A 24,369-nucleotide genomic window follows, 5' to 3' on the forward strand; every position below is an offset into this window, starting at 1 on the left:
GCGCGATGGCCGTCGGGGCGGGCGGGTCGCGGTCCGACGCCCGTACCCTCGGCCGGATCGCGGGCGCCGAGCTGCACGCCATGGGCATCCGCCAGGACTACTCCCCGGTCGCCGACGTGAACGTCAACCCGGCCAACCCCGTGATCGGCGTACGGTCCTTCGGCGCCGACCCGGAGGCCGTCGCGGGGCTGGTGGCGGCCGAGGTGACGGGGTACCAGCGGTCGGGCGTCGCCGCCTGTGCCAAGCACTTCCCGGGGCACGGCGACACCGCCACCGACAGCCACACCGGTTTCCCGGTCATCACGCACAGCCGCGAGCAGTGGGAGGAGCTGGACGCGCCGCCCTTCCGCGCGGCGATCGAGGCCGGCATCGACGCGATCATGACCGCGCACCTGATGGTCCCCGCGCTCGACGACTCCGGGGACCCCGCCACCCTCTCCCGCCCCATCCTCACCGGCATCCTGCGCGAGGAGCTGGGCTACGACGGGGTCGTGGTCACCGACTCCCTCGGCATGGAGGGCGTCCGGACCAAGTACGGCGACGAGCGGGTGCCGGTGCTGGCCCTGAAGGCCGGCGTCGACCAGCTGCTCAACCCGCCGGACCTGCCGCTCGCCTGGAACGCGGTCCTGACGGCCGTACGAGACGGCGAACTCACCGAGGCGCGGCTCGACGAATCGATCCTGCGCGTGCTGCGGCTGAAGGCCAAGCTGGGGCTGTTCCGGGACGCGTACACCAGCCGCCGGGACGTCGACCGGACCGTCGGCACCCGGGCGCACCTGGCCGCGGCCGACCGGATCGCCGAGCGGAGCACCACGCTGCTGGTCAACGAGGGCGGTCTGCTGCCGCTCTCGCGCCGCGAGCACCGCAGGCTGCTGGTGGTGGGCGCCGACCCGGCCTCGCCGTCGGGCACCACCGGGCCGCCCACCGGCGTCCTCGCGGGCGCGCTGACGGAGCTGGGCTTCACGGCCACCGCCCTGTCCACCGGCACCGCGCCGTCGGCCGCCCTCATCGACCGCGCCGTCGCGGCGGCCGGGGACGCGGACGCGGTGGTCGTCGCCACGTACAACGTGACCGCGGGCAGCAGCCAGCGCACCCTGGTCAACCGGCTGCTGGAGACCGGGAAGCCGGTCGTCGCGGTCGCCGTCCGCAATCCGTACGACGTCGCCCAGCTGCCCGGCGTCCCCGCCTTCCTCGCCGCCTACTCCTGGACCGATGTCGAGGTCAGGGCGGCGGCCCGGGTGATCGCCGGGCGGGCGCGGCCGCGCGGGAAGCTGCCGGTGCCGGTGGTGCGGGCGGACGATCCGGACACGGTGCTCCTCCCGCTCGGGCACGGGCTGACCTACCGGTCGTAGCCCGGGTCGCGGTCCGGTCGCGGCCGGTCGTAGCGCGGCCTGTGACACGCGCCGGGGGCGCCCCCGGCGCCCGGGCCCGACGCCTCCCGCGCGTCTGGCGTGCGCCCGCTCCGGCGGGCCACGCTGGACCGGGGGAACCGGGGGGCGGCGATGCGTGAGCCAAGGGCCGCGGGGGTGCACGCGTACTCCCTGCTGGGTGCCGTACTGGGTGCGGTGCTGTGCGTCTTGCTGCTGACGGGCTGCCAGGGCCCGTCGGGGCGGGGCGAGGTGGCGGACTCCCCGGCGGCCGGGGTGCGGCCGCCCGGGTACGGGGAGGTGTTCCTGGCGGTCGGCGAGTGCAGCTCGTTCGGTACGGCCGACCCCACCGAGGTGCCCTGCGACAGCGAGCGGGCCGCGGCCCGGGTGGTGGCGCGGGAGGACGGCCGCGCGAGCCACGGCCCGCCGTGCCCGGCCACCACCGACTTCGTCCTGCACATCAGTGAGCGGCGGCCGTCCGCCGACGAGGACGGCGACGGGGCCGTGCCCCGGGGATACGCCTGCATGCGCAGGCTGCGGCCGCCGCACCCCGGCGACCCGGGCGGCGGGGGCGGCCCGCGCACGATCGTCGGCGACTGCGTCCGTGAGATCGGCGACGGCAGGGTCCGCGAGACCGCCTGCGACGGCAGGGGCGAGCCCGGGCGCGGGCCTCGGTTCAAGGTGGTCCAGGCGGTCGCCGACCGGGCGGGCTGCCCCGCCTCGACCCGTCTGTACGTCCGGCTCGGCGGCGGCGAACGCCCGGTGGGCTGTGCCCGGCCGCTGTGAGCGGCCGGGCACAGCCCACCGTCGTGGAGGCGGCCCGCTCTTACGGGCGCAGCGCCGTCTCGCGCTCGACGTCCCGCCGGTCCAGCTTGGCGTCGAACGCCGCCAGCGGCCTGGCCGCCGACGGGTTCTCCTGGACCTTGGCGGGCGCGACGCCCGCCCAGTCCAGGATGCGGGCGGTGGCGAACGCCTTCTGGTCGGGGACCAGACCGGCCACGTTCGCCCCGTGGTTCATGCCGGGCGCGGTCATGACGTAGGAGTCACGCGCGCCGTGGCCGGGCCGGAAGCGCTCGGCGCCCCACGGGTCGTTCTCGCCGTACACGAACAGCATGTGCCGGGCGTTGTGCCGCACCCAGGTGTCGACGTCCCGCATCGCCCACGGCTCGAACTTCATCGGGATCGAGCGGGGCACGAAGTTGCGCGGCGGCTGGTAGCCGTAGCGGATGTACTTCTTCTCGATGTGCGGGAAGTGGATCGTCGGCGCGCCCAGCTGGGTGCCCGCCTGGTAGTAGTACGGCGTGTACGTCTCCAGGCCCTGGTCGGTGTAGGCGGAGAAGCCGGAGATCGTGTCGACGGAGTCCCAGATCGCCTCGTCGGTGGCGTTCTTCGCGTCCGCCGGGATGTCCGCGCAGTCGGCCAGGGTGCTGTACTGCCAGAAGCCCCACACGTAGTCGAGGACGACGGCCTCGTAGGCACGGTCGAGGCTGCCGATGGTGTCGAAGGTGTAGCCGTTGTCGGCCGCGTAGGCCGCGTACTTCTTCTCCAGCGGCGCCCGGCGCACCAGGGCCTCGCGCTGCACGCCGTTGAGCTTGTCGCGGCACTCCTCGGTGCCGACGCTTGCGAAGAAGCGGTCGTAGGCCGAGTCCTCCTTGTTCACCACGTCGTTGGGGGCGACGTAGGCGACGACGCCGTCCATGTCGCGCGGGTAGAAGCGCTCGTAGTAGGTGGCGGTCATGCCGCCCTTGGAGCCGCCGGTGGAGATCCAGTTCTTGGAGTAGACCGGCTTCAGCGCCTCGAAGATGCGGTGCTGGTCGCTGGCGGCCTGCCAGATGTCCAGCTTGGACCAGTCGGCCGGGGCGGGCCGGGACGGCGTGAAGTAGCGGTACTCCATGGAGACCTGGTTGCCGTCCACGATCTGGGTCGGCTCGCGCCGGCTGGGGTTCGTGGAGACGTTGTAGCCGCCGGTGTAGAAGACCGTCGGCCGGTTCACGTCCTTGTGCAGCACGGTGATCCGCTGCTGGAACGTCCCCTTGGACGGGTGCCGGTGGTCCACCGGCTGGGTGTAGTTGAGGACGAAGAAGCGGTAGCCGGTGTACGGCTTCTCCTCGATCAGGCTCATGCCCGGTATGGACAGCAGCCGGTCCTTGATGTCGACGGCCTTCGGCTCGGCGGCGGTGGCCGCGCCCGCCGTGCTGACGGTGCCTATGAGCACCACGAGCGCCAGCAGCCATCTGAGCGCCTTGCGCATGCACCCTCCCTGTGAAACTGATGTCCGCCGGAAGCTATCGGAGCAACTCCCGCGGCACCAGAGTCAGCAGAGGATCCAGCCGGAGCTGACCGAGGACTTGGACACCTTGCCGGTCACCCACACGCAGCGCTTGCCGGCGTGCACGGTCACCGGGCCGGCGTGGTGGGCGAAACGGCCCGAGTCCACGACCGCGCGGCCGCCGCGGGCCCGCACGCCGACGGACATCTGCTGCTTCTTCCCGGTCTTCTTAGGGACGGTGACGGCGCAGACGTAGCCGCCGCGTTTGTGGACCAGCACGGAGCCGGTGGCGAAGTGCAGGGTGCGCACCTTGCGGCCGGCGCACCCGGTGGCGGCCTGCGCGTCCTGCGGCGCCGCCACGGCGAGCAGCGCGGCGGCGCTCAGCACGGCCGTGCCGAGCGCCAGCCGGCGGCGGGTTGCGGCACCGGCCCGGCCCATGCGGTCCCCCTCCACGAGGCGATCTGTGACGACGTACGGATGTACGGACGCAGGACGGGTGTCGCACGGTTGCGCGAGCGCGTCAGTGCACGGCGCCGACCGGCTCCTCGGGTTCGGACGCGCCGACGAAGGTCCGCCACAGCCGCGCGTACCGCCCGTCGAGGGCCAGCAGTTCGTCGTGCGTGCCGTCCTCGGCGACCCGGCCGCCGTCCATGACGACGACCCGGTCCGCGCGGGCCGCCGTGGTGAGCCGGTGGGCGACGACGAGCGTCGTACGGCGTCCCGCGACGCGGTCGGTGGCCTGGTTGACCTGGGCCTCGGTGGCCAGGTCCAGGGCCGCCGTCGCCTCGTCGAGGAGCAGCACGTCCGGGTCGACCAGCTCGGCGCGGGCCAGCGCGATCAGCTGCCGCTGCCCGGCGGAGAGGTTGCGGCCCCGCTCGGCGACCTCGTGCAGGTAGCCGCCGGTGAGCGTGGCGATCATCTCGTGCGCGCCGACCGCCCGGGCCGCCGCCTCCACCTCGGCGTCGGTGGCGTCGGGGCGGCCGTAGGCGATGGCGTCGCGCACGGTGCCGGGGAAGAGGTACGCCTCCTGCGGGACGACTCCGAGCCGGTGCCGGTAGGAGGTGAGGTCGAGGGTGCGCAGGTCCTGCCCGTCGACGGTGACCCGGCCGCCGGTCGGGTCGTAGAACCGGGCCACCAGCTTCACCAGGGTCGACTTGCCCGCGCCGGTCTCGCCGACGAAGGCGACGGTCTGCCCGGCGGGGATGCGCAGGTCGATGCCGGACAGGGCCTCCTCCTCGTCGGCACCCCCGTACTTGAAGTGCACGTCCTCGAACGCGATCTCGCCGCGCAGGGACGCCACGTCGAGCGGCTTCTCGGGGGCCTTCGTCGAGGTCGGCTCGCGCAGCAGTTCCTGGATGCGGCCCAGCGAGACGGCGGCCTGCTGGTAGCCGTCGAAGACCTGGGAGAGCTGCTGGACCGGTGCGAAGAACAGGTCGATGTAGAGCAGGTACGCCACCAGCGCGCCGGTCGTCAGCGTGGCGTCGTCGATCCGCCCGCCGCCCACGACCAGGACGGCCGCGGCGGCGGCCGACGACAGCAGCTGCACGAACGGGAAGTAGACCGAGATCAGCCACTGTCCGCGGATGCGGGCCTGCCGGTAGCTGTCGCTGCGCTCGGCGAACCGCCGCCCGCCGTCCCGCTCGCGCCGGAAGGCCTGCACGATCCTGAGGCCGGCCACCGACTCCTGGAGGTCGGCGTTGACCGTGGACACCCGCTCGCGGGCCAGTTCGTACGCCTTCACGCTGGCCCTGCGGAAGAAGTACGTGGCGATGATCAGCGGCGGCAGCGTCGCGAAGACGATCAGCGCGAGCTGCACGTCGATCACCAGCAGGGCGACCATGATGCCGAAGAAGGTGACGACCGAAACGAAGGCGGTGACGAGCCCGGTCTGCAGGAACGTCGACAGCGCGTCCACGTCCGTCGTCATCCGGGTCATGATCCGCCCGGTCAGCTCGCGCTCGTAGTAGTCGAGGCCGAGCCGCTGGAGCTGGGCGAAGATCTTCAGGCGCAGCGAGTACAGGATCCGCTCGCCGGTCCGGCCGGTCATGCGGATCTCGCCGGTCTGCGCCGCCCACTGGGCGAGTACGGCGAGCAGCCCGAGCAGCGAGGACGCCCAGACCGCGCCGAGCGCGACCCGGGTGACGCCGTCGTCGATGCCGTTGCGGATCAGCACCGGCAGCAGCAGGCCCATGCCCGCGTCCACGGCCACCAGGGCGAGGCTGATCAGCAGCGGGGTGCGGAAGCCGCGCAGCAGCCGCCGCAGGCCGTACGACGACTCGGAGCGGACCGCCTGCGCCTCGTCGATGTCCGGGGTGCCGTTCGCCGGGGGCAGCGCGTCGACCTGGGCGAGCAGCTCCGGGGTGGCCGGGGTGCCGGCGAGCGCGGTGTCCTTGGGCGCCCGGTCGCCGGTCCACAGCCGGGGCGTGACCCCGCGCTCGGCGTCGAACTCGGCGTCCAGCTCGTCCCGTACGGAGGTGTCCTCGGTCTGCTCGGCGGGGCGCGCGTGGCCCGGCGAGACGCCGCCCAGCTCGTCGGGGTCGGTGAGCAGGCGCCGGTAGAGGGCCGAGCGCTCCTGGAGTTCCTCGTGGGTGCCGAGGTCGGCGAGGCGGCCCCGGTCGAGGACGGCGATGCGGTCGGCGAGGCCCAGGGTGGAGCGGCGGTGCGCGATCAGGAGCGTGGTGCGGCCCCGCATCACCTGCTTCAGCGCCTCGTGGATCTCGTGCTCCACGCGGGCGTCCACGGCGGACGTGGCGTCGTCCAGGACCAGCAGCCGGGGGTCGGTGAGGATCGCCCGGGCGAGCGCGACGCGCTGGCGCTGGCCGCCGGAGAGGGTCAGCCCGTGCTCGCCGACGGTCGTGTCGTAGCCGTCGGGCAGCTCGGTGATGAAGCCGTGGGCCTGCGCGGCCCGCGCGGCGGCCTCGACCTCCTCGTCGGTGGCGTCGGGGCGGCCGTAGGCGATGTTGGCGCGGACGGTGTCGGAGAAGAGGAAGGAGTCCTCGGGCACCAGGCCGACGGCGGCCCGCAGCGAGTCGAGGGTCAGTTCGCGCACGTCGTGGCCGCCGACGAGGACGGCACCGCGGGTCACGTCGTAGAAGCGCGGCAGGAGCAGCGAGACGGTGGACTTGCCGGAGCCGGAGGAGCCGACGACGGCGAGGGTCTCCCCGGCCCGGATCTCGAAGGAGAGGCCGTCCAGGACCGGCCGCCGCTCCCCCTCGCCCGTGTCGTAGCCGAAGGCGACGTCGTCGAACTCGACGGTCGCGGGCGCGTCGGCCGGCAGGGTCTTCGTGCCGTCCGCGATGGCCGGCTCGGTGTCGATCAGCTCCAGGACGCGCTCGGTGCCGGCCCGGGCCTGCTGGCCGACGGTGAGCACCATGGCGAGCATCCGGACCGGGCCGACCAGCTGGGCGAGGTAGGTGGAGAAGGCGACGAAGGTGCCGAGGGTGATGTGCCCGCGCACGGCCAGCCAGCCGCCGAGGGCGAGCATGGCGACCTGGCCGAGCGCGGGGACGGCCTGGAGGGCCGGGGTGTAGGTGGCGTTCAGCTTGATGGTGCGCAGCCGCCCGGCGAAGAGCTTGCGCCCGACCTCCCTGAGCTTCCCGGTCTCCTGCTCCTCCTGCCCGAAGCCCTTCACCACGCGGACGCCGCTCACCGAGCCGTCCACCACCCCGGCGACGGCGGCGGCCTGCGCCTGCGCGTACCAGGTGGCGGGGTGCAGCCGGGTGCGGCTGCGGCGGGCGATGAACCACAGGGCGGGGGCGACGGCCAGTGCGACCAGGGTGAGCGGCAGGGACAGCCACGCCATGATCACCAGGGAGATCAGGAAGAGCAGGACGTTCCCGATGGTCATCGGGAGCATGAAGAGCAGGCCCTGGATCAGCTGGAGGTCGCTGGTCGCCCGGCCGACCACCTGCCCCGTGGACAGCTCGTCCTGCCGTCTGCCGTCGAGCCGGGTGATCGTCCCGTACATGTCGGTGCGCAGGTCGTGCTGGACGTCGAGGGCGAGCCGGCCGCCGTAGTAGCGGCGGATGTAGGTCAGGGCGTAGACGACGAGCGCGGCGCCGATGAGGAGACCGGCCCAGACGGCCATGTCCCGGGTCTTGGCGCCGATCACGTCGTCGATGATCACCTTGGTGATCAGGGGGACGAAGGCCATGACGGCCATGCCGCCCAGCGAGGCCCCGAGGGCGAGGACGACGTCCTTGGGATATCGCCAGGCGTACCCCGCCAGTCGTCGTACCCAGCCCCGTTGCGCGTCCACGCCGTGCCCTCCGGTCGGTCGTCCTGCTCACCTGATGTACCGGAAGGCACCAACGCGTGCGAGCGGGGATTTCATCCCGCCGCAACAATCGGCCGGGTGATCAGACGCGTACCCGGAGCCTGAGGAAGCGGGTGGTCTGTGCGTCGCTCTGGTTGTCGTCGCTGACGACCAGGACCTCCAGGCGGCCACCGGCTCGGCCGGTCACGGCCATGCCCTCGAAGTTGTCGAGGAGCGGGTTGGGCTGCGGCTGCTTGGCGGTGGCGCCGAGGGAGGGGCAGTCGGCGAGGTCGGCGAGGAGCCTCTTGTGCAGCGCGGTGCCGCGGCCGGGCCGGTCGGCCAGCTGGAGGCGGACGGTGTTGCCGACGCCGGCGGTGAAGCCGCGCTCCAGGACGAGGAGGCGCCCGTCGGGAGTCGCGGTGACCTCGGAGACGCCGAGGCCGGGGTCGGTCCGGTAGGTGTACTGGGCGCCCGGCCGGAAGTCCCCGTGCCGCGTCCGCTGCCAGGTCTGGAAGCGGACCAGGTCGGCGGGGTCGCCGTCGAGCGGGTACTCCATGGAGGCGAGCAGGGTCCGCCCGCCGGGCAGCAGCGTCAGCCCCTCGAAGCTGCCGTTGGCCCGGCCGCGGCCCTCGGGAGCGGTACGCAGCTCGTCCGGCACGGGCAGGCGGCCGAGCAGCTCGCCGGTGCGGGAGTAGCGGCGGACGGACGGCTCGGTCTCGGAGGAGACGAGGTAGCTGCCGTCCCGGTCCGCGACCAGGCCCTCGGAGTCGAGCGCGGCGCCCTTCTCGTCGGCGAGCGCGACCACGCCCCGCGGCTTCAGGGTGCGCGCGTCCAGCCGGAAGAGGGACGAACGGTCGGAGAGGGCGGCCAGGGAGCCGCGCCGGTCGGGCGCGAGGGCGGAGAGGTTGCCGACGTAGGTGCCGCCGTACGTCGTCTTGTCGAGGGCGTCGGAGAAGCCGGTGAGGGAGACGGACGGCGCGCAGGCGTTCGCCGTGGGCCGCCCCTGCGCGGCGCCGGCCGGTGCGGCGGCGGTCAGACAGCCGGCCGCGGCGAGGCCCGCGGTGAGGGTGGCGAGGGCGGTACGGAGGGTTCTCGGTCGCATGCGCGTCACCCTAGGGCGGCGGGATGGACGGGAGTTGGCCGCTTTGCGAAAGCTGGGACGCCGAAAGGCGGGATGCACAGCTCTTCCCAAGGTGGACCACAGCCCGTGCCCATCGGCCGCGGACACGGTGGCGTGGTGACATCCGCCACCGCCGCACCGCACGCGGCCACCGAGCAGCCCGTACCGTCCCCGACAGCCGCCGCGCCCCGCTGGTCGCGGCCCGCACTGGCGGCGATCCTCGTCCTGGCGGCCGGGCTGTACTGCTGGAACCTGTCCGAATCCGGCCTGAACAGCTTCTACAGCGCCGCCGTGCTCAGCGGCACCGAGAGCTGGAAGGCGTGGTTCTTCGGCTCGCTGGACGCGGGGAACTTCCTGACCGTCGACAAGCCGCCCCTCGCCCTCATGGTCATGGGCCTGTCCTGCCGCCTGTTCGGATACGGGACCTGGCAGATGATGCTGCCGCTGATCGCCGCCGCGCTGGCGACGATCTGGATCCTGCACGCGTCCGTGCGCCGGGTGTGGGGCCACGGTGCGGCGGCGGTCGCCGCGCTGGTGCTGGCACTGACCCCGATCACGGTCGCCATCAACCGGGACAACAACCCCGACACGCTGCTGGTGTTCCTGATGGTGGCCGGGGCGGCGCTCGGACTGCGGGCCGTCCGCGACGGGCGGCTGCTGCCCCTGCTCGGCTCGGCGGTCTGCTTCGGGCTGGCCTTCAACACCAAGATGCTCCAGGGGTACATCGCGCTGCCCGCCGTCTTCCTGGTGTACGTCTGCGCGACGGACCTCGGCTGGACGAAACGGATCAGGAACCTGGCGCTCGCCGCGCTCGCCCTGGCCGTCTCCAGCTTCTGGTGGGCGGCGGCGGTGTCCCTGGTGCCGGCCTCCGACCGGCCCTACATCGGCGGTTCGACGGACGGCACCGCGTGGGACCTGATCACGGGCTACAACGGGCTCGGCCGGATCTTCGGCGGCGAGGGCAACATGGGCGGGGGCGGTGGTGGCGGCGGAGGCGGCTTCTCGGGCGCCGCGGGCATCGGCCGGATGTTCAACGACGTCCTCGGCGGCCAAATCTCCTGGCTGCTCCCCTTCGCGGGCATCGCGCTCGTCGGCGGCCTGGTGCTGTGCGCCCGGGCGCCCCGCACCGACCTCACCCGCGCCGCGCTGGTCCTGTGGGGCGGCTGGACGGTGCTGCACTACCTGACCTTCGCCCTGGCCGAGGGCACCATGCACCCGTACTACACGACCGCGCTCGCACCCGGCATCGCGGCGCTGTGCGGGGGCGGCGGCGTCATGCTGCTGCGCGCGTTCCGGGCCGACCGGCGGTGGGTGTGGGTGCTGCCGCTCGCCCTCGGCGTCACGGGCGGGTGGGCGGTGGTGCTGCTGCGCCGCGCCTCCGGCTGGAACACCTGGCTGTGGCCGGCGGTCGCGGTGGTCATGGCGCTGGCGGTCGCGGGACTGCTGGTCTTCCGCTCCGGGCGCCGGATGCGGCTGCTGGCGGTGTCCGTGGCGGCGGCCGTCGTCGCCGCGGTCGCGGGTCCGGCAGCGTACGCGTGGTCGGTCCCGTCCGGCTCGGGCGGCGGCATGGGCGGTACCAACCCGACGGCCGGCCCCTCTACGGGCGGCGGCATGGGCGGCCCGGGCGGCGGCGGCCGGGGCGGGTTCCCGGGCGGGGGCGGCGGGGAAGGCCCGGGCGGCGGGCAGCCGCAGGGCGGCCAGGACGGCGCCGGCGCCTTCCCGGGCGGCGGTGAGCTGCCGGGCGGCGGTGAGGCGGGCGGCACCCCGCCGAACGGCACCCCGCCGCAGGACGGCACGGAGAGCGGAGCGGAGGCCGGTGCCGGTGCCGGTGCCGGTGAACGGCCGGGCGGCGCCGGTGGCTTCGGCGGCGGTCCGGGCGGCGGCGGCATGGGCGGCGCGAGCAGCGAGCTGATCGCGTACCTGAAGAAGCACCAGGACGGCGCAACGTGGCTGCTGGCGGTGTCGAGTTCGCAGAGCGCCGCGCAACTCGTCCTCAGCAGCGGTGAACCGGTCATCTCCATGTGGGGCTGGTCCGGCAGCGACAACGCGATGACCCTGGCCCGGCTCAAGGAGCTGGTGGGGAAGGGCGAGCTGCACTACGTCCAGGTGGGCGGCACGGGCATGGGCGGCGGCCCGGGCGGCGGCTCGGGCGTCGCCTCCGAGGTGACCCGGTGGGTCCAGGAGCACGGCACGGCCGTCGAGGCGAGTGCGTACGGGGGCTCTTCGGACAGCGACACGGACAGCGACGCGGACAGCGCTTCGTCCGTCTACCGGCTGGACCCCGCGGACGTGGAGTGACCCCCGGTACGGGTTCCGTCACGCAATCGCCACGCTCCGTACACCCCACCTCCAACATGTCCATGTCACTCTCGGTCTACCGCTCCATTCCACACGCGTAGATCGGACACCCCACATGCTCGCGATACGCACCCGGCGCCGGAAGGCGGTCGTCCTCGCCACGGCCGCCGTCCTGGCCGGACTCGCCGCACCCTCCCTGACGGCGAGTCCGGCCACGGCGACCACGACGGCGACGACGGCGAACTCGGACTACGACGACACGTACTACAAGGCCGCGATCGGCAAGACCGGCGCGAGCCTCAAGGCGTCCCTCCACACGATCATCAGCGACCAGACGAAGCTCTCGTACTCGGCGGTCTGGGACGCGCTCAAAGCCACCGACGAGGACCCGGACAACAGCGGCAACGTGATCCTGCTCTACTCGGGCGTCTCCCGCAGCAAGTCGCTCAACGGCGGTGACACCGGCGACTGGAACCGCGAGCACGTGTGGGCCAAGTCCCACGGCGACTTCGGCACCGCCACCGGCCCCGGCACCGACCTGCACCACCTGCGCCCCTCGGACGTGCGGGTCAACAGCGTGCGGGGCAACAAGGACTTCGACAACGGCGGCAGCGCGGTCAGCGAGGGCGGCGGCAGCCTCACCGACTCCGACTCCTTCGAGCCCCGCGACGCGGTCAAGGGCGATGTGGCCCGCATGATCTTCTACATGGCGGTCCGCTACGAGGGCGGCGACGGCTTCGCCGACCTGGAGGTCAACGGCCAGGTCGGCAACGGCAGCAACCCGTACATCGGCAAGCTCTCGGTGCTGAAGGCGTGGAACGACGAGGACCCGCCGGACGCCTTCGAGGAGCGCCGCAACCAGGTCGTCTACGACGACTACCAGCACAACCGCAACCCGTTCATCGACCACCCGGAGTGGGTGGAGTCGATCTGGTAGGCGCCGCCCCGCCCGGTCAGCCCAGGTGGGTCGGCGCGAACATGCGCAGGACGGCCGGGAGGACGACCACCGAGGGCCCCGGTGCGGCCAGGGCCTCGGCGAGGTCGGCCGCCAGCGTCCGCGGCGACGTCCGTACCCCCGGCACCCCGAACGACTCGGCCAGGGCGACGAAGTCGGGTCCCGGCAGGTCCGTCCCGGTGGGCTGTCCGAAGGCGTCGGTCATGTACTCGCGCAGGATGCCGTAGCCGCCGTCGTCGACGATCAGCCAGGTGACGTTCAGGTCGTACTGGCGGGCGGTGGCCAGTTCGGCGACGGAGTACAGGGCGCCGCCGTCGCCGGAGACGGCCAGCACCGGGTGGGTGGGGTCGGCGGCCGCGGCGCCCAGGGCCGCCGGGAAGGCGTAGCCGAGGCCGCCGGCGCCCTGGGCGGAGTGCATGGTGTTCGGGGCCTTCGCGTCGAAGGCGGCCCAGGCCCAGTAGGCCAGGATGGTCATGTCCCAGAAGGAGGGGGCGCGGGACGGGAGGGCCTGGCGGACGGCGGCCAGGACGTCCTGCTCCAGGGTGAGCTCCTGGGCCGTGATGCGTGCGCGGACCTTGTCCAGGACCTCACGTACGCGTTCCGCGGCGGCCGGGTCCGTACGCCGCTCCCCCACCGTCTCGAGCAGCGCCTGGAGGGCGAGGCGGGCGTCGGCGTGGATGCCGAGAGCCGGGTGGTTGGACTCCAGCTTGCCGAGGTCGGCCTCGATCTGGATCACCCGGCCGCGCGGGGTGAACGTGTGGTAGTTCGAGGAGAGTTCGCCGAGGCCCGAGCCGATCACGAGGAGGACGTCGGCGTCCTCCAGGAAGTCCGTCGTGTGGCGGTCCTCCACCCAGGACTGGAGGGAGAGCGGGTGCGTCCAGGGGAAGGCGCCCTTGCCGCCGTAGGTGGTGACGACGGGGGCCTGGATCAGCTCCGCCAGCTGCCGCAGCTTCCTGGCGGCGTCCGCGCGGACCACTCCCCCGCCCGCGATGATCGCCGGGCGCTCGGCGCGGGTGAGCAGGTCGGCCGCCACCGCCGTCAGTTCGGGGCGCGGCGGCAGTTCCTCGGGGAAGGTGTCGCCGCCGGTCACGACCGGGATCGAGGTCTCGGCCAGGAGGACGTCCTGCGGGATCTCCACCCACACCGGGCCGTGCGGGACGGTCAGCGCCGACGTCCAGGCCTCCGCGATCGCGGACGGGATCTGGGACTGGGTGCGGACCGTGTGCACGGACTTCACCACGCCGCGGAAGGAGGCGGCCTGGTCGGGCAGTTCGTGCAGGTGGCCGTGGCGGCCGCCGCCGAGGCCCGCCGTGGGGACCTGGCTGCAGACGGCCAGGACGGGCGCGGAGGCGGCCCGCGCCTCCTGGAGCGCGGCGAGGGCGGTGAGGGCCCCCGGGCCGGTGGACAGCAGCAGCGGGGCGGCCTCGCCGGTGATCCGGCCGTAGGCGTCCGCGGCGAACCCGGCGTTGTTCTCCACCCGCAGGCCGATGTAGCGCAGGTCGGAGCGGCGCAGGGCGTCGAACACGCCGAGGGCGTGCTGGCCGGGCAGGCCGAAGACGGTGGTCGCGCCGAGCCCGGCCAGGGACTCCACGACCAGGTCGCCGCCGGTGCGCCCGGGGGGAGGGTTCAGCGCGGCCTCCGTCTGGGCGGCGGTGGGACGGAGCACCAGGTCGTGGTCGTGGGTCACTGCGAACGGGCCTCGGCGATCTGGCGGGACATGATGGTGGTCAGTTCGTACGCGGTGTGCGACGCGGCCACCGAGGTGATCTCCGCGTGGTCGTAGGCCGGGGCGACCTCGACGACGTCGGCCGACACCAGGTTGCAGGAGGCCAGGCCGCGCAGGATCTCCAGCAGCTCGCGGGAGGTCATCCCGCCGGCCTCGGGGGTGCCGGTGCCCGGGGCGTGGGCGGGGTCGAGGCAGTCGATGTCGATGGAGATGTACAGCGGGCGGTCCCCGATGCGCTGGCGCAGCTGGTCGGCGACCTCGTCGGCGCCGCGGCGGTAGACGTCCGCCGACGTGACGATGCCGAAGCCCATCTTCTCGTCGTCGGTGAGGTCCTTCTTGCCGTACAGGGGGCCCCGGGTGCCGACGTGGGAGAGCGCGGAGGTGTCCAGCACGCCCTCCTCCACCGCGCGCCGGAAGGGCGTGCCGTGGGTGTACTCGGCGCCGAAGTAGGTGTCCCAGGTGTCCAGGTGGGCGTCGAAGTGCAACAGCGCGACGGGGCCGTGCTTCTTGGCGACCGAGCGCAGCAGCGGCAGGGCGATGGTGTGGTCGCCGCCCAGGGTCATCAGGCGGGCGCCGGTGCCGAGGAGGTCGTCGGCGGCGGCCTCGATCGTCTCGACGGCCTCGTGGATGTTGAACGGGTTCACGGCGATGTCCCCGCCGTCCGCGACCTGGGCGAGGGCGAAGGGGGCGGCGTCCTGGGCCGGGTTGTAGGGGCGCAGCAGGCGGGAGGCCTCACGGATGGCGTTGCCGCCGAAGCGGGCGCCGGGCCGGTAGGAGACGCCCGAGTCGAACGGCACACCCACGACGGCGACGTCGGCGGCGCCGACCTCGTCCAGGCGCGGGAGCCGGGCGAAGGTCGCGGGCCCGGCGTAGCGCGGGATCCGGGAGGAGTCGACGGGACCGCGGGGCGTCTCGTTGCTGCTCATGCACTGCCTTCCTTCTTACGCTTCGTCGCGTATGTACTGCTGCTGTCCGACTGTACTGGTGAGCGAGCCAGCCGGTCGTCGCAGACTAGATGGCCCAATTGCGGCGGCGACATGTACATTCCGTCCATACCGGCGCCGGGGACTGGAGGAATCGGCTATCCCGCCGGGACCGGCTGCTGCCCGGGCCGGGGCTGCCTCACAATGGAGCCATGCCGATACCCGGGACACCCAGCCGCGCCGAACTCGCCGAGCACCTCGTCAGGACGCGTATCGCGGGCGACGTCGCCACTCCGCGCGAGAACAACCTCTCCCACTACCGGAAACTGGCCAACGGCGACCGGGGCTTCTGGCTCGGTCTGGAGCTGGGCGACCGGTGGACCGACGAGCAGGACGTACTCGCGGTGATGGCGGAGCGGGTCGGCGTCAACGACGACCCCGAGCACCGGTACGGCCAGGACACCATCGACCCCGAGCTGACCATTTCCGCGCTGGAGCGGATGGCGGGGCGGCTGCGCAAGGCGGCCGACGGCGGGCAGCGGGTGCTGTTCGCCACCGGTCACCCCGGCGGGCTGCTCGACGTGCACCGCGCCACGGCCGCCGCGCTGCGGACCGCGCGCTGCGAGATCGTGGTGATCCCGGAGGGGCTGACCACGGAGGAGGGGTACGTCCAGCAGTTCGCGGACGTCTCGGTGCTGGAGCACGGCGCCTCGCTGTGGCACACCCACTCGGGCGAGCCGATGAAGGCGATCCTGACCGGTCTGGAGCGCGAGGGCCGCCCGCTGCCCGACCTGGTGGTCGCCGACCACGGCTGGGCCGGTTACGCCGCCCAGCACGGCGTGGACGCGGTCGGCTACGCGGACTGCAACGACCCGGCCCTCTTCCTCGCCGAGTCCGAGGGCACCCTCCAGGTGGCGGTGCCGCTGGACGACCACGTGGTCAGCCCGCGCTACTACGACCCGATGACGGCGTACCTGCTGTCGGAGGCCGGGCTGGAGTAGCCGCCGCTTCCCGCTGAACCCTAGGGCCAGGGGTTGAGCCCTTCCGAGCGGCGCTGCGCGAAGCCCGGTGTCGGGTCCAGGTAGACCCGGCGCACGATCGGGAACTCCTCGCGCAGCCGCTGCTCGGCCCGCTCGCAGGCCCACTCGATCTGCGCCGCCGTCGACACGTCCCGGAAGTCGACCTTCGCGGCGACCAGCGCCTCGCTCGGCCCCTGCACGAGGGTGGTCAGCTCCAGTACGGCCTCGATGTGCTCGTCGGCGACCAGCTCCGCCCGGATCCGGTCCCGGACGGTGCGCGGGAGCGGGCGGCCGACCAGGAACTCGGCGTTGGAGCGGCCCAGCACCCAGGCGACGTACAGCAGCAGGGCGCCGATGCACAGCGAGGCGGCGGCGTCCCAGACGCCGGAGCCGGTGAGCTGTCCGCCGAGCAGCCCGCCCGCGGCCAGCAGCAGGCCGGCCAGGGCGGCGGAGTCCTCCATGACGACGGCCTTGACGGCGGTGTCGGGGGTGCGGCGCAGATAGCGGCCGAAGGACACCCGGTGGTGGGCGGCCTCGCCGCGGACCTGTCTGAGGCCGGTGCGCAGCGAGTAGCCCTCCAGGACGAAGGCGACGGCCAGGACGATGTACGAGACCAGCGGGTCGCCGAGGTCCTCGCCGTGGGTGAGGGTGTGGATGCCGTCGTAGAGGGAGAAGACGGCGCCGCCGACGAAGGTGGCGACGGCGGCGAGCAGCGCCCAGACGTACCGCTCGGGGCCGTGGCCGAGGGGGTGGTCCTCGTCTGCGGGGCGGACGCTGCGTTTGAGCGAGGTCAGCAGCAGCACCTCGGTGACGGTGTCGGCGACCGAGTGCGCGGCCTCGGACAGCATGGCGCTGGAGCCGCTGATCACACCGGCCACCGCCTTGGCGACGGCGATGCCCAGATTGGCGAAGGCGGCGACGAGCACCGTGAAGGTGCTGTCGCCGCCGCCGTTCTTCGCGTCCGCTGTGTCCGCCATGCCCCTCAGTGTTCCCGAGGCACGCGGACCACGCCTTCCTGGACGACCGATACGGCGAGCCGCCCGTCCTGGGTGTGGATGCGGGCCTGGCCCAGGCCCCGGCCGCCGGACGCGGACGGCGACTGCTGGTCGTACAGCAGCCATTCGTCGGCGCGGAAGGGCCGGTGGAACCACATGGCGTGGTCCAGCGAGGCGCCGACGACGTCCCCGACGGCCCAGCCGCCGCGCCCGTGGGCGAGGAGCACCGAGTCGAGGAGGGTCATGTCGGAGACGTAGGTGGCGAGGACGACGTGCAGCAGGGGGTCGTCGGCGAGTTTGCCGTTGGTGCGGAACCACACCTGGGAGTGCGGCTCGCGCGGGCTGCCGAAGTCGCCGAAGGGCGGATCGTCGACGTAGCGCAGGTCGACCGCGGCCCGCGCCTCCAGGAACCGTTCCACCGTCTCGGCGGGCAGGTGCGGGTAGCTCCGCAGCCGCTCCTCGCCGGTGGGGAGGGTCGCCGGGTCCGGTGCGGGCGGCATCGGGGCCTGGTGGTCCAGGCCCTCCTCGTACGTCTGGAAGGACGCCGACAGGGTGAAGATCGGCTTGCCGTGCTGGACGGCGACGACGCGGCGGGTGGTGAAGGAGCGGCCGTCGCGCAGCCGGTCGACGTTGTAGACGATGGGGGCGCCCGGGTCGCCGGGGCGCAGGAAGTAGGCGTGCAGGGAGTGCGCGTGCCGGTCCTCGGGGACCGTACGGCCGGCGGCGACCATGGCCTGGGCCGCCACCTGCCCGCCGAAGACCCGGGGGACGACGGCGGACCGGGAGCGGCCGCGGTAGATGTCCTCCTCGATCCGCTCCAGGTCGAGCAGATCGAGGAGGGACTGGAGTGCTTCGCTCATGACCTGTGGTCTACAGGCCCATGTTCTTCGCGATGATCGACTTCATGATCTCGCTGGTGCCGCCGTAGATGCGGTTGACCCGGTTGTCCGCGTACAGGCGGGCGATCGGGTACTCGTTCATGTAGCCGTAGCCGCCGTGCAGCTGGAGGCAGCGGTCGATGACGCGGTGCGCGACCTCGGTGCAGAACAGCTTGGCGGAGGCGGCCTCGGCGGGGGTCAGCTCGCCGGCGTCCAGGGCCTCGGTGGCGCGGTCGGCGACGGCCTCGGCGGCGTCCACCTCGGCCTGGCAGGCGGCCAGCTCGAACTTGGTGTTCTGGAAGTGCGCGACCGGCTTGCCGAAGACGGTGCGCTCCTGCACGTACTGCTTGGCGAAGCGCACGGCGGCCTTGGCCTGGGCGTAGGCGCCGAAGGCGATGCCCCAGCGCTCGGAGGCCAGGTTGTGGCCGAGGTAGGAGAAGCCCTTGTTCTCCTCGCCGAGCAGGTCCTCGACGGGGACCTTGACGTCGACGAAGGCCAGCTCGGCGGTGTCGGAGGTGCGCAGGCCCAGCTTGTCCAGCTTGCGGCCGACCGAGTAGCCCTCGGACTTGGTGTCCACGGCGAACAGGGAGATGCCGTGGCGGCGGTCCTCGGCGGTGGGCGCGGCGGTGCGGGCGCAGACGATGACGCGGTCGGCGTGCACGCCGCCGGTGATGAAGGTCTTGGCGCCGTTGAGGACGTAGTGGGTGCCGTCCTCGGAGAGCTTGGCGGTGGACTTCATGCCGGCGAGGTCGGAGCCGGTGCCGGGCTCCGTCATCGCGATGGCCCACATCTCCTCGCCGGTGACGAACTTCGGCAGGTAGCGCTTCTTCTGCTCGTCGGTGGCCAGCATGTTGATGTAGGGCAGGGCGAGCAGCACGTGCACGCCGGAGCCGCCGAACTGGACGCCCGCGCGGGCCGTCTCCTCGTAGAGCACGGCCTCGAACTTGTGGCTGTCCATGCCGGCGCCGCCGAACTCCTCGGGCACGTTGATGCCGAAGATGCCCAGCTCGCCGAGCTTGTAGTAGAACTCGCGCGGTGCCTGGCCCGCGGCGAACCAGTCGTCGTAGACGGGGACGACCTCGGCCTCGATGAAGGCGCGCAGGGTCTCCCGGAACGCCTCGTGGTCCTCGTTGAACACCGTACGGCGCACCGCGCCACCTCCAGGGTACGAATATCTAAGCGCTTGCTCAGAGTCAACCGTACCGGCGGGTAGGGACAGGCGTCCAGACCGGGACGCGGGTAACCCTCGTCACTCCCCCGGGCAGGGAAGCAGCTCCCCGCGCCTGAAGCGCCCCCTACGCCTCCCCCACCGCCGCGAACGCCCCCCGCGCCATCCGGTGCAGCAGTTCCGCCGTCACCGCGCGTCCCGGGCGGCCCAGGTGCGGGGTGGAGTTCAGCAGGCCGAAGACCGAGTGGACCGCGGAGCGGGCGGCGGGCTCGGCGAGCGCCGGGTAGACCTCCCGGAGCACCCCGACCCACAGCTCGACGTACTGCCGCTGCAGCTGCCGCACCATCTTGCGGTCGGCGTCCCGCAGGCGGTCCAGCTCGCGGTCGTGCAGGGTGATGAGCGGGCGGTCGTCGAGCGCGAAGTCGATGTGCCCCTCGATGAGCGAGTCGAGGACCGCCTCGGCGCCGGCCGCACCGGCACCCGCCCCGGAACCGGCCGCCCCGTCCGCCTCCGCCAGCCGCCGCTTCGCCCCGGTCAGCAGCGAGTCGCTGATCCCGACCAGCAGCTCGGCGAGCATCGCGTCCTTGCCGGGGAAGTGCCGGTACAGGCCGGGGCCGCTGATACCGACCGCGGCGCCTATCTCGTCGACGCCGACCCCGTGGAAGCCGCGCTCGGCGAAGAGCCGGGCGGCCTCCTTGAGGATCTGCTCGCGGCGGGTGGGGGCGTCGGTTCTGGTGGCCATGAAGTCGATTCTAGACAGGGAGGTTAGCGGTCGTTAACCTGAAGGACATGCGTTAACGCTCATTAACTGGTCGATCACTGGGTGAGGGGACCGCAGGATGCACGAGGCACCGGAGCTGACGACGGCGGCAGACCCCGCCTCGGAGGCCTTTCGGGCCAACGAGGAGGCGCACGCCGCCCTCGTTCAGGAACTGCGCGCCAAGCTGGCGGCGGCCCGGCTGGGCGGCGGCGAGCGGGCGCGGGCCCGGCACACCGCGCGCGGCAAGCTGCTGCCGCGCGACCGCGTGGACACGCTGCTCGATCCGGGCTCGCCGTTCCTGGAGCTGGCGCCGCTCGCGGCCGACGGGCTCTACGACGGCGCCGCCCCCGCGGCCGGCGTCATCGCCGGGATCGGCCGGGTCAGCGGCCGGGAGTGCGTGATCGTCGCCAACGACGCCACCGTCAAGGGCGGCACGTACTACCCGATGACCGTGAAGAAGCACCTGCGGGCCCAGGAGGTGGCGCTGGAGAACCGGCTGCCGTGCCTGTACCTGGTGGACTCGGGGGGCGCCTTCCTGCCGATGCAGGACGAGGTCTTCCCCGACCGCGAGCACTTCGGGCGGATCTTCTACAACCAGGCCCGGATGTCCGGCGCGGGCATCCCGCAGATCGCCGCCGTCCTCGGCTCCTGCACGGCGGGCGGCGCGTACGTCCCGGCGATGAGCGACGAGGCCGTGATCGTCCGGGGCCAGGGCACGATCTTCCTGGGCGGCCCGCCGCTGGTGAAGGCGGCCACCGGCGAGGTGGTCACGGCGGAGGAGCTGGGCGGCGGCGAGGTCCACTCCCGGGTGTCCGGCGTGACCGACCACCTCGCGGAGGACGACCCGCACGCCCTGCGCATCGTCCGGCAGATCGTCTCCACCCTTCCCGGGCGCGGCGCGCTCCCCTGGGGCGTGGAGGCGGCCGTCGAGCCGAAGGTGGACCCGCAGGGGCTGTACGGCGCGGTGCCGGTCGACTCCCGCACCCCCTACGACGTGCGCGAGGTCATCGCGCGCGTGGTGGACGGCTCCCGCTTCGCCGAGTTCAAGTCCGAGTACGGCCAGACCCTGGTCACCGGCTTCGCCCGGATCCACGGCCACCCGGTCGGGATCGTCGCCAACAACGGCATCCTGTTCTCCGAGTCGGCCCAGAAGGGCGCCCACTTCATCGAGCTGTGCGACCAGCGCGGCATCCCGCTGGTGTTCCTGCAGAACATCTCCGGGTTCATGGTGGGCCGGGACTACGAGGCCGGTGGCATCGCCAAGCACGGCGCCAAGATGGTGACGGCGGTGGCCTGCACCCGGGTGCCGAAGCTGACGGTGGTCGTCGGCGGTTCGTACGGCGCGGGGAACTACTCGATGTGCGGGCGGGCGTATTCGCCGCGCTTCCTGTGGATGTGGCCCAACGCCAAGATCTCCGTGATGGGCGGCGAGCAGGCCGCCTCCGTGCTGGCCACGGTCAAGCGGGACCAGCTGGAGGCGCGCGGGGAGGAGTGGCCGGCCGAGGAGGAGGAGTCCTTCAAGGCGCCGGTCCGCGCCCAGTACGAGCGGCAGGGCAACGCCTACTACGCGACCGCCCGCCTGTGGGACGACGGCGTCATCGAGCCCGCCGACACCCGGCAGGTGCTGGGCCTGGCCCTGACCGCGTGTGCCAACGCGCCGCTGGGCGAGCCCCGGTTCGGCGTCTTCCGGATGTGAGGAGGGGACCCATGGAGAACACGAACGGAACACCACGCATGTTCGACACCGTGCTCGTCGCCAACCGCGGCGAGATCGCCGTCCGCGTCATCCGGACGCTGCGCGCGATGGGCGTGCGCTCGGTGGCGGTCTTCTCCGACGCCGACGCGGACGCGCGGCACGTGCGGGAGGCCGACGAGGCGGTACGGATCGGCCCGGCACCGGCGACGGAGAGCTACCTGTCCGTCGAGCGGCTGCTGGAGGCCGCCGCCCGCACCGGCGCGCAGGCCGTCCACCCGGGGTACGGCTTCCTCGCCGAGAACGCGGGTTTCGCGCGGGCCTGCGAGGAGGCGGGGCTGGTCTTCGTCGGGCCGTCCGCCGACGCGATCGCCCTGATGGGCGACAAGATCCGGGCCAAGGAGACGGTGCGGGCGGCCGGGGTCCCGGTCGTCCCCGGCTCCAGCGGCAGCGGGCTGACCGACGAGCAGCTCGCCGACGCCGCCCGCGAGATCGGCACCCCGGTGCTGCTCAAGCCCTCGGCGGGCGGCGGCGGCAAGGGCATGCGGCTGGTGCGGGACGAGGCCGTGCTGGCCGACGAGATCGCCGCCGCGCGCCGTGAGGCCCGCGCCTCCTTCGGCGACGACACGCTGCTGGTGGAGCGGTGGATCGACCGTCCCCGGCACATCGAGATCCAGGTGCTGGCCGACGGCCACGGGAACGTGGTGCACCTGGGCGAGCGCGAGTGCTCGCTCCAGCGCCGGCACCAGAAGGTGATCGAGGAGGCGCCGAGCGTCCTGCTCGACGAGGCGACCCGGGCGGCGATGGGCGAGGCGGCCGTGCAGGCGGCCCGCTCCTGCGGCTACCGGGGCGCGGGCACGGTGGAGTTCATCGTGCCCGGGAGCGACCCCTCCCAGTACTACTTCATGGAGATGAACACCCGGCTCCAGGTCGAGCACCCGGTGACCGAGCTGGTGACCGGCCTGGACCTGGTGGAGTGGCAGCTGCGGGTGGCGGCCGGTGAGCCGCTCGGGTTCGCTCAGGAGGACGTACGGCTGACCGGGCACGCGATCGAGGCCCGGCTGTGCGCGGAGGACCCCGCGCGCGGCTTCCTCCCGTCCGGCGGCACGGTGCTGCGGCTGCGTGAACCCGAGGGCGACGGTGTGCGCACCGACTCGGGGCTCAGCGAGGGCACCGAGGTGGGCAGCCTGTACGACCCGATGCTGTCCAAGGTGATCGCGTACGGCCCCGACCGGGAGACCGCGCTGCGCAGGCTCCGGGCGGCGCTGGCCGGGACGGTCACCCTGGGCGTGCAGACCAACGCCGGGTTCCTGCGGCGGCTCCTCGCGCACCCGGCGGTGGTGGCGGGCGAGCTGGACACGGGGCTGGTGGAGCGGGAGGTCGACGGCCTGGTCGCCACGGACGTACCGGAGGAGGTCTACGAGGCGGCGGCGGCCGTACGGCTGGAGGCGCTGCGTCCGCGCGGCGACGGCTGGACGGACCCGTTCTCGGTGCCCAGCGGCTGGCGCACCGGGGGCGAGCCCAAACCGGTCGCCTTCCCGCTGCGTGCGCCGGGACTCGAACCCGTCACGCGCACCCCGCGCGGCACCCATACCGTCACCGACGACCGCGTCTGCGTCACCCTGGACGGCGTCCGGCACACCTTCCACCGCGCCGCCGACTGGCTCGGCCGCGACGGCGACGCCTGGCAGGTGCGCGACCACGACCCGGTCGCCGCCTCCCTCGACCGGGCCGCCCACGCGGGCGCCGACTCGCTGACCGCGCCGATGCCGGGCACGGTGACGGTGGTGAAGGTCGCCGTCGGCGACGCGGTGAGCGCGGGCCAGAGCCTGCTGGTGGTGGAGGCGATGAAGATGGAGCACGTCGTCTCCGCCCCGCACGCGGGCACCGTCGCCGAGCTGGACGTGGCGCCGGGCACCACGGTCGCCATGGACCAGGTGCTCGCGGTCATCACGCCCGCCGACGACGCGACGGACGCGAAGGAGGAGACGGCATGAACGCCCCGGAACTGGGCCTCCCGATGCCCGTACCGGCCGAGGGCCTGCCCGCCGGCGTCCGCATCCACGAGGTCGGCGCGCGCGACGGGCTGCAGAACGAGAAGGCGACCGTTCCCACGGCCGTCAAGGCTGAGTTCATCCGCCGGCTGGCCGGCACGGGTCTGGCCACCGTCGAGGCCACGAGCTTCGTCCACCCCAAGTGGGTCCCCCAACTGGCGGACGCCGAGGAGCTGTACCCGCAGATCTCCGGCCTGCCGGTGTCGCTGCCGGTGCTGGTGCCGAACGAACGCGGCCTGGACCGGGCCCTGGCGCTCGGCGCGCGCCGCGTCGCGGTCTTCGCCAGCGCCACGGAGTCCTTCGCCAAGGCCAACCTCAACCGCACGGTGGACGAGTCGCTGGCCATGTTCGAGCCGGTGGTGTCCCGGGCGAAGGCGAGCGACGTCCATGTCCGCGGCTACCTCTCCATGTGCTTCGGCGACCCCTGGGAGGGCCCGGTCCCGGTCGCCCAGGTGGTGCGGGTCTGCCGGGCCCTGCTGGACCTGGGCTGCGACGAGCTGAGCCTGGGCGACACCATCGGGGTGGCGACCCCGGGCCAGGTGACGGCGCTGCTCGCCGCGCTGGCCGAGGCGGGCGTGCCGGTGTCCGCGCTGGGCGTGCACTTCCACGACACCTACGGCCAGGCCCTGGCCAACACGCTGGCCGCGCTCCAGCGGGGCGTCACCACGGTCGACGCCTCCGCCGGCGGTCTCGGCGGCTGCCCCTTCGCCAAGTCCGCCACCGGCAATCTCGCCACCGAAGACCTCGTGTGGATGCTGCGGGGCCTCGGCATCGACACCGGGGTCGATCTGGACCGTCTCGTCGCCACAAGCGTCTGGATGGCCGCACACCTGGGCCGACCCAGCCCGTCCCGCACCGTTCGAGCCCTCTCCCACCAGGAGTCGTGAAC

General features: G+C 73.2%; 18 protein-coding genes. 8 read left to right on the forward strand and 10 right to left on the reverse strand.

What is annotated here, in order from left to right:
- Both K7854_RS02275 and K7854_RS02280 read left to right on the forward strand, forming a co-directional pair.
- The coding region (locus K7854_RS02275) for a glycoside hydrolase family 3 protein (RefSeq protein ID WP_226024646.1) at window positions 1-1,352 on the forward strand (1,352 nt) is incomplete at its 5' end.
- Between the two features lie 150 nt (window positions 1,353-1,502).
- Window positions 1,503-2,153 carry a hypothetical protein gene (locus tag K7854_RS02280; RefSeq protein WP_226024647.1) on the forward strand — a complete coding sequence of 217 codons (651 nt, stop codon included), beginning with the start codon at window positions 1,503-1,505 and terminating at the stop codon, window positions 2,151-2,153.
- A 40-nt stretch (window positions 2,154-2,193) separates the two neighbouring features.
- Here K7854_RS02280 and K7854_RS02285 read toward each other — a convergent pair whose 3' ends face one another.
- From K7854_RS02285 to K7854_RS02300, 4 genes are all read right to left on the reverse strand, one after another.
- On the reverse strand, window positions 2,194-3,618 hold the full coding sequence (locus K7854_RS02285; RefSeq protein ID WP_226024648.1) for a S28 family serine protease: 1,425 nt from the start codon (window positions 3,616-3,618) through the stop codon (window positions 2,194-2,196).
- A 63-nt stretch (window positions 3,619-3,681) separates the two neighbouring features.
- The gene (locus tag K7854_RS02290) at window positions 3,682-4,074 is read right to left on the reverse strand and encodes a hypothetical protein (protein WP_226024857.1); all 393 of its coding nucleotides are present in this window, start codon (window positions 4,072-4,074) and stop codon (window positions 3,682-3,684) included.
- An 82-nt stretch (window positions 4,075-4,156) separates the two neighbouring features.
- Entirely contained in the window at window positions 4,157-7,894 is a 3,738-nt protein-coding gene (locus tag K7854_RS02295) for an ABC transporter ATP-binding protein (protein WP_226024649.1), read from the reverse strand.
- A gap of 100 nt (window positions 7,895-7,994) precedes the next feature.
- Complete coding sequence (locus tag K7854_RS02300) at window positions 7,995-8,993, reverse strand: esterase-like activity of phytase family protein (protein WP_226024650.1); 999 nt, start codon at window positions 8,991-8,993, stop codon at window positions 7,995-7,997.
- Between the two features lie 135 nt (window positions 8,994-9,128).
- On the opposite strand from K7854_RS02300, the gene K7854_RS02305 reads away from it, so the two are divergent.
- Both K7854_RS02305 and K7854_RS02310 read left to right on the forward strand, forming a co-directional pair.
- On the forward strand, window positions 9,129-11,309 hold the full coding sequence (locus K7854_RS02305; protein ID WP_372480984.1) for an ArnT family glycosyltransferase: 2,181 nt from the start codon (window positions 9,129-9,131) through the stop codon (window positions 11,307-11,309).
- A gap of 115 nt (window positions 11,310-11,424) precedes the next feature.
- Complete coding sequence (locus K7854_RS02310) at window positions 11,425-12,246, forward strand: endonuclease I family protein (protein WP_226024651.1); 822 nt, start codon at window positions 11,425-11,427, stop codon at window positions 12,244-12,246.
- A gap of 16 nt (window positions 12,247-12,262) precedes the next feature.
- On the opposite strand, the gene K7854_RS02315 is transcribed toward K7854_RS02310, so the two are convergent.
- Both K7854_RS02315 and speB read right to left on the reverse strand, forming a co-directional pair.
- The gene (locus K7854_RS02315) at window positions 12,263-13,951 is read right to left on the reverse strand and encodes a thiamine pyrophosphate-binding protein (protein ID WP_226024652.1); all 1,689 of its coding nucleotides are present in this window, start codon (window positions 13,949-13,951) and stop codon (window positions 12,263-12,265) included.
- Window positions 13,948-14,916 carry an agmatinase gene (speB, locus tag K7854_RS02320; protein WP_076974450.1) on the reverse strand — a complete coding sequence of 323 codons (969 nt, stop codon included), beginning with the start codon at window positions 14,914-14,916 and terminating at the stop codon, window positions 13,948-13,950. The genes K7854_RS02315 and speB overlap by 4 nt, the downstream gene beginning before the upstream one ends.
- A gap of 209 nt (window positions 14,917-15,125) precedes the next feature.
- Here speB and K7854_RS02325 point away from each other — a divergent pair, with 209 nt between their 5' ends.
- Window positions 15,126-15,914: a phosphatase gene (locus K7854_RS02325; protein WP_226024653.1), complete on the forward strand. Its 789-nt coding sequence runs from the start codon at window positions 15,126-15,128 to the stop codon at window positions 15,912-15,914.
- 20 nt (window positions 15,915-15,934) lie between these two features.
- On the opposite strand, the gene K7854_RS02330 is transcribed toward K7854_RS02325, so the two are convergent.
- The 4 genes from K7854_RS02330 to K7854_RS02345 all read right to left on the reverse strand — a co-directional run bounded on the left by K7854_RS02330 (window position 15,935) and on the right by K7854_RS02345 (window position 19,715).
- A complete protein-coding gene (locus K7854_RS02330) occupies window positions 15,935-16,909 on the reverse strand; it encodes a cation diffusion facilitator family transporter (RefSeq protein WP_226024654.1) in 975 nt (324 codons plus the stop codon).
- A gap of 5 nt (window positions 16,910-16,914) precedes the next feature.
- A complete protein-coding gene (locus K7854_RS02335; protein WP_226024655.1) occupies window positions 16,915-17,787 on the reverse strand; it encodes an acyl-CoA thioesterase in 873 nt (290 codons plus the stop codon).
- A 10-nt stretch (window positions 17,788-17,797) separates the two neighbouring features.
- Window positions 17,798-18,955, reverse strand: coding sequence for an acyl-CoA dehydrogenase family protein (locus K7854_RS02340; RefSeq protein ID WP_226024656.1), 1,158 nt, complete (start codon window positions 18,953-18,955; stop codon window positions 17,798-17,800).
- A gap of 145 nt (window positions 18,956-19,100) precedes the next feature.
- Window positions 19,101-19,715 carry an SACE_7040 family transcriptional regulator gene (locus tag K7854_RS02345; RefSeq protein WP_226024657.1) on the reverse strand — a complete coding sequence of 205 codons (615 nt, stop codon included), beginning with the start codon at window positions 19,713-19,715 and terminating at the stop codon, window positions 19,101-19,103.
- Between the two features lie 97 nt (window positions 19,716-19,812).
- Here K7854_RS02345 and K7854_RS02350 point away from each other — a divergent pair, with 97 nt between their 5' ends.
- From K7854_RS02350 to K7854_RS02360, 3 genes are read left to right on the forward strand one after another with little or no spacing between them, the layout of a single operon-like run.
- Window positions 19,813-21,429, forward strand: a complete 1,617-nt coding sequence (locus K7854_RS02350) for a carboxyl transferase domain-containing protein (protein WP_226024658.1) — start codon at window positions 19,813-19,815, stop codon at window positions 21,427-21,429.
- 38 nt (window positions 21,430-21,467) lie between these two features.
- Window positions 21,468-23,423, forward strand: a complete 1,956-nt coding sequence (locus tag K7854_RS02355) for an acetyl-CoA carboxylase biotin carboxylase subunit (protein WP_226024859.1) — start codon at window positions 21,468-21,470, stop codon at window positions 23,421-23,423.
- Complete coding sequence (locus K7854_RS02360) at window positions 23,420-24,367, forward strand: hydroxymethylglutaryl-CoA lyase (protein ID WP_226024659.1); 948 nt, start codon at window positions 23,420-23,422, stop codon at window positions 24,365-24,367. The genes K7854_RS02355 and K7854_RS02360 overlap by 4 nt, the downstream gene beginning before the upstream one ends.
- The last annotated feature ends 2 nt before the right edge of the window (window positions 24,368-24,369 follow it).

The organism is Streptomyces hyderabadensis (assembly GCF_020404845.1).
In the GTDB taxonomy this organism is placed as follows: domain Bacteria; phylum Actinomycetota; class Actinomycetes; order Streptomycetales; family Streptomycetaceae; genus Streptomyces; species Streptomyces hyderabadensis.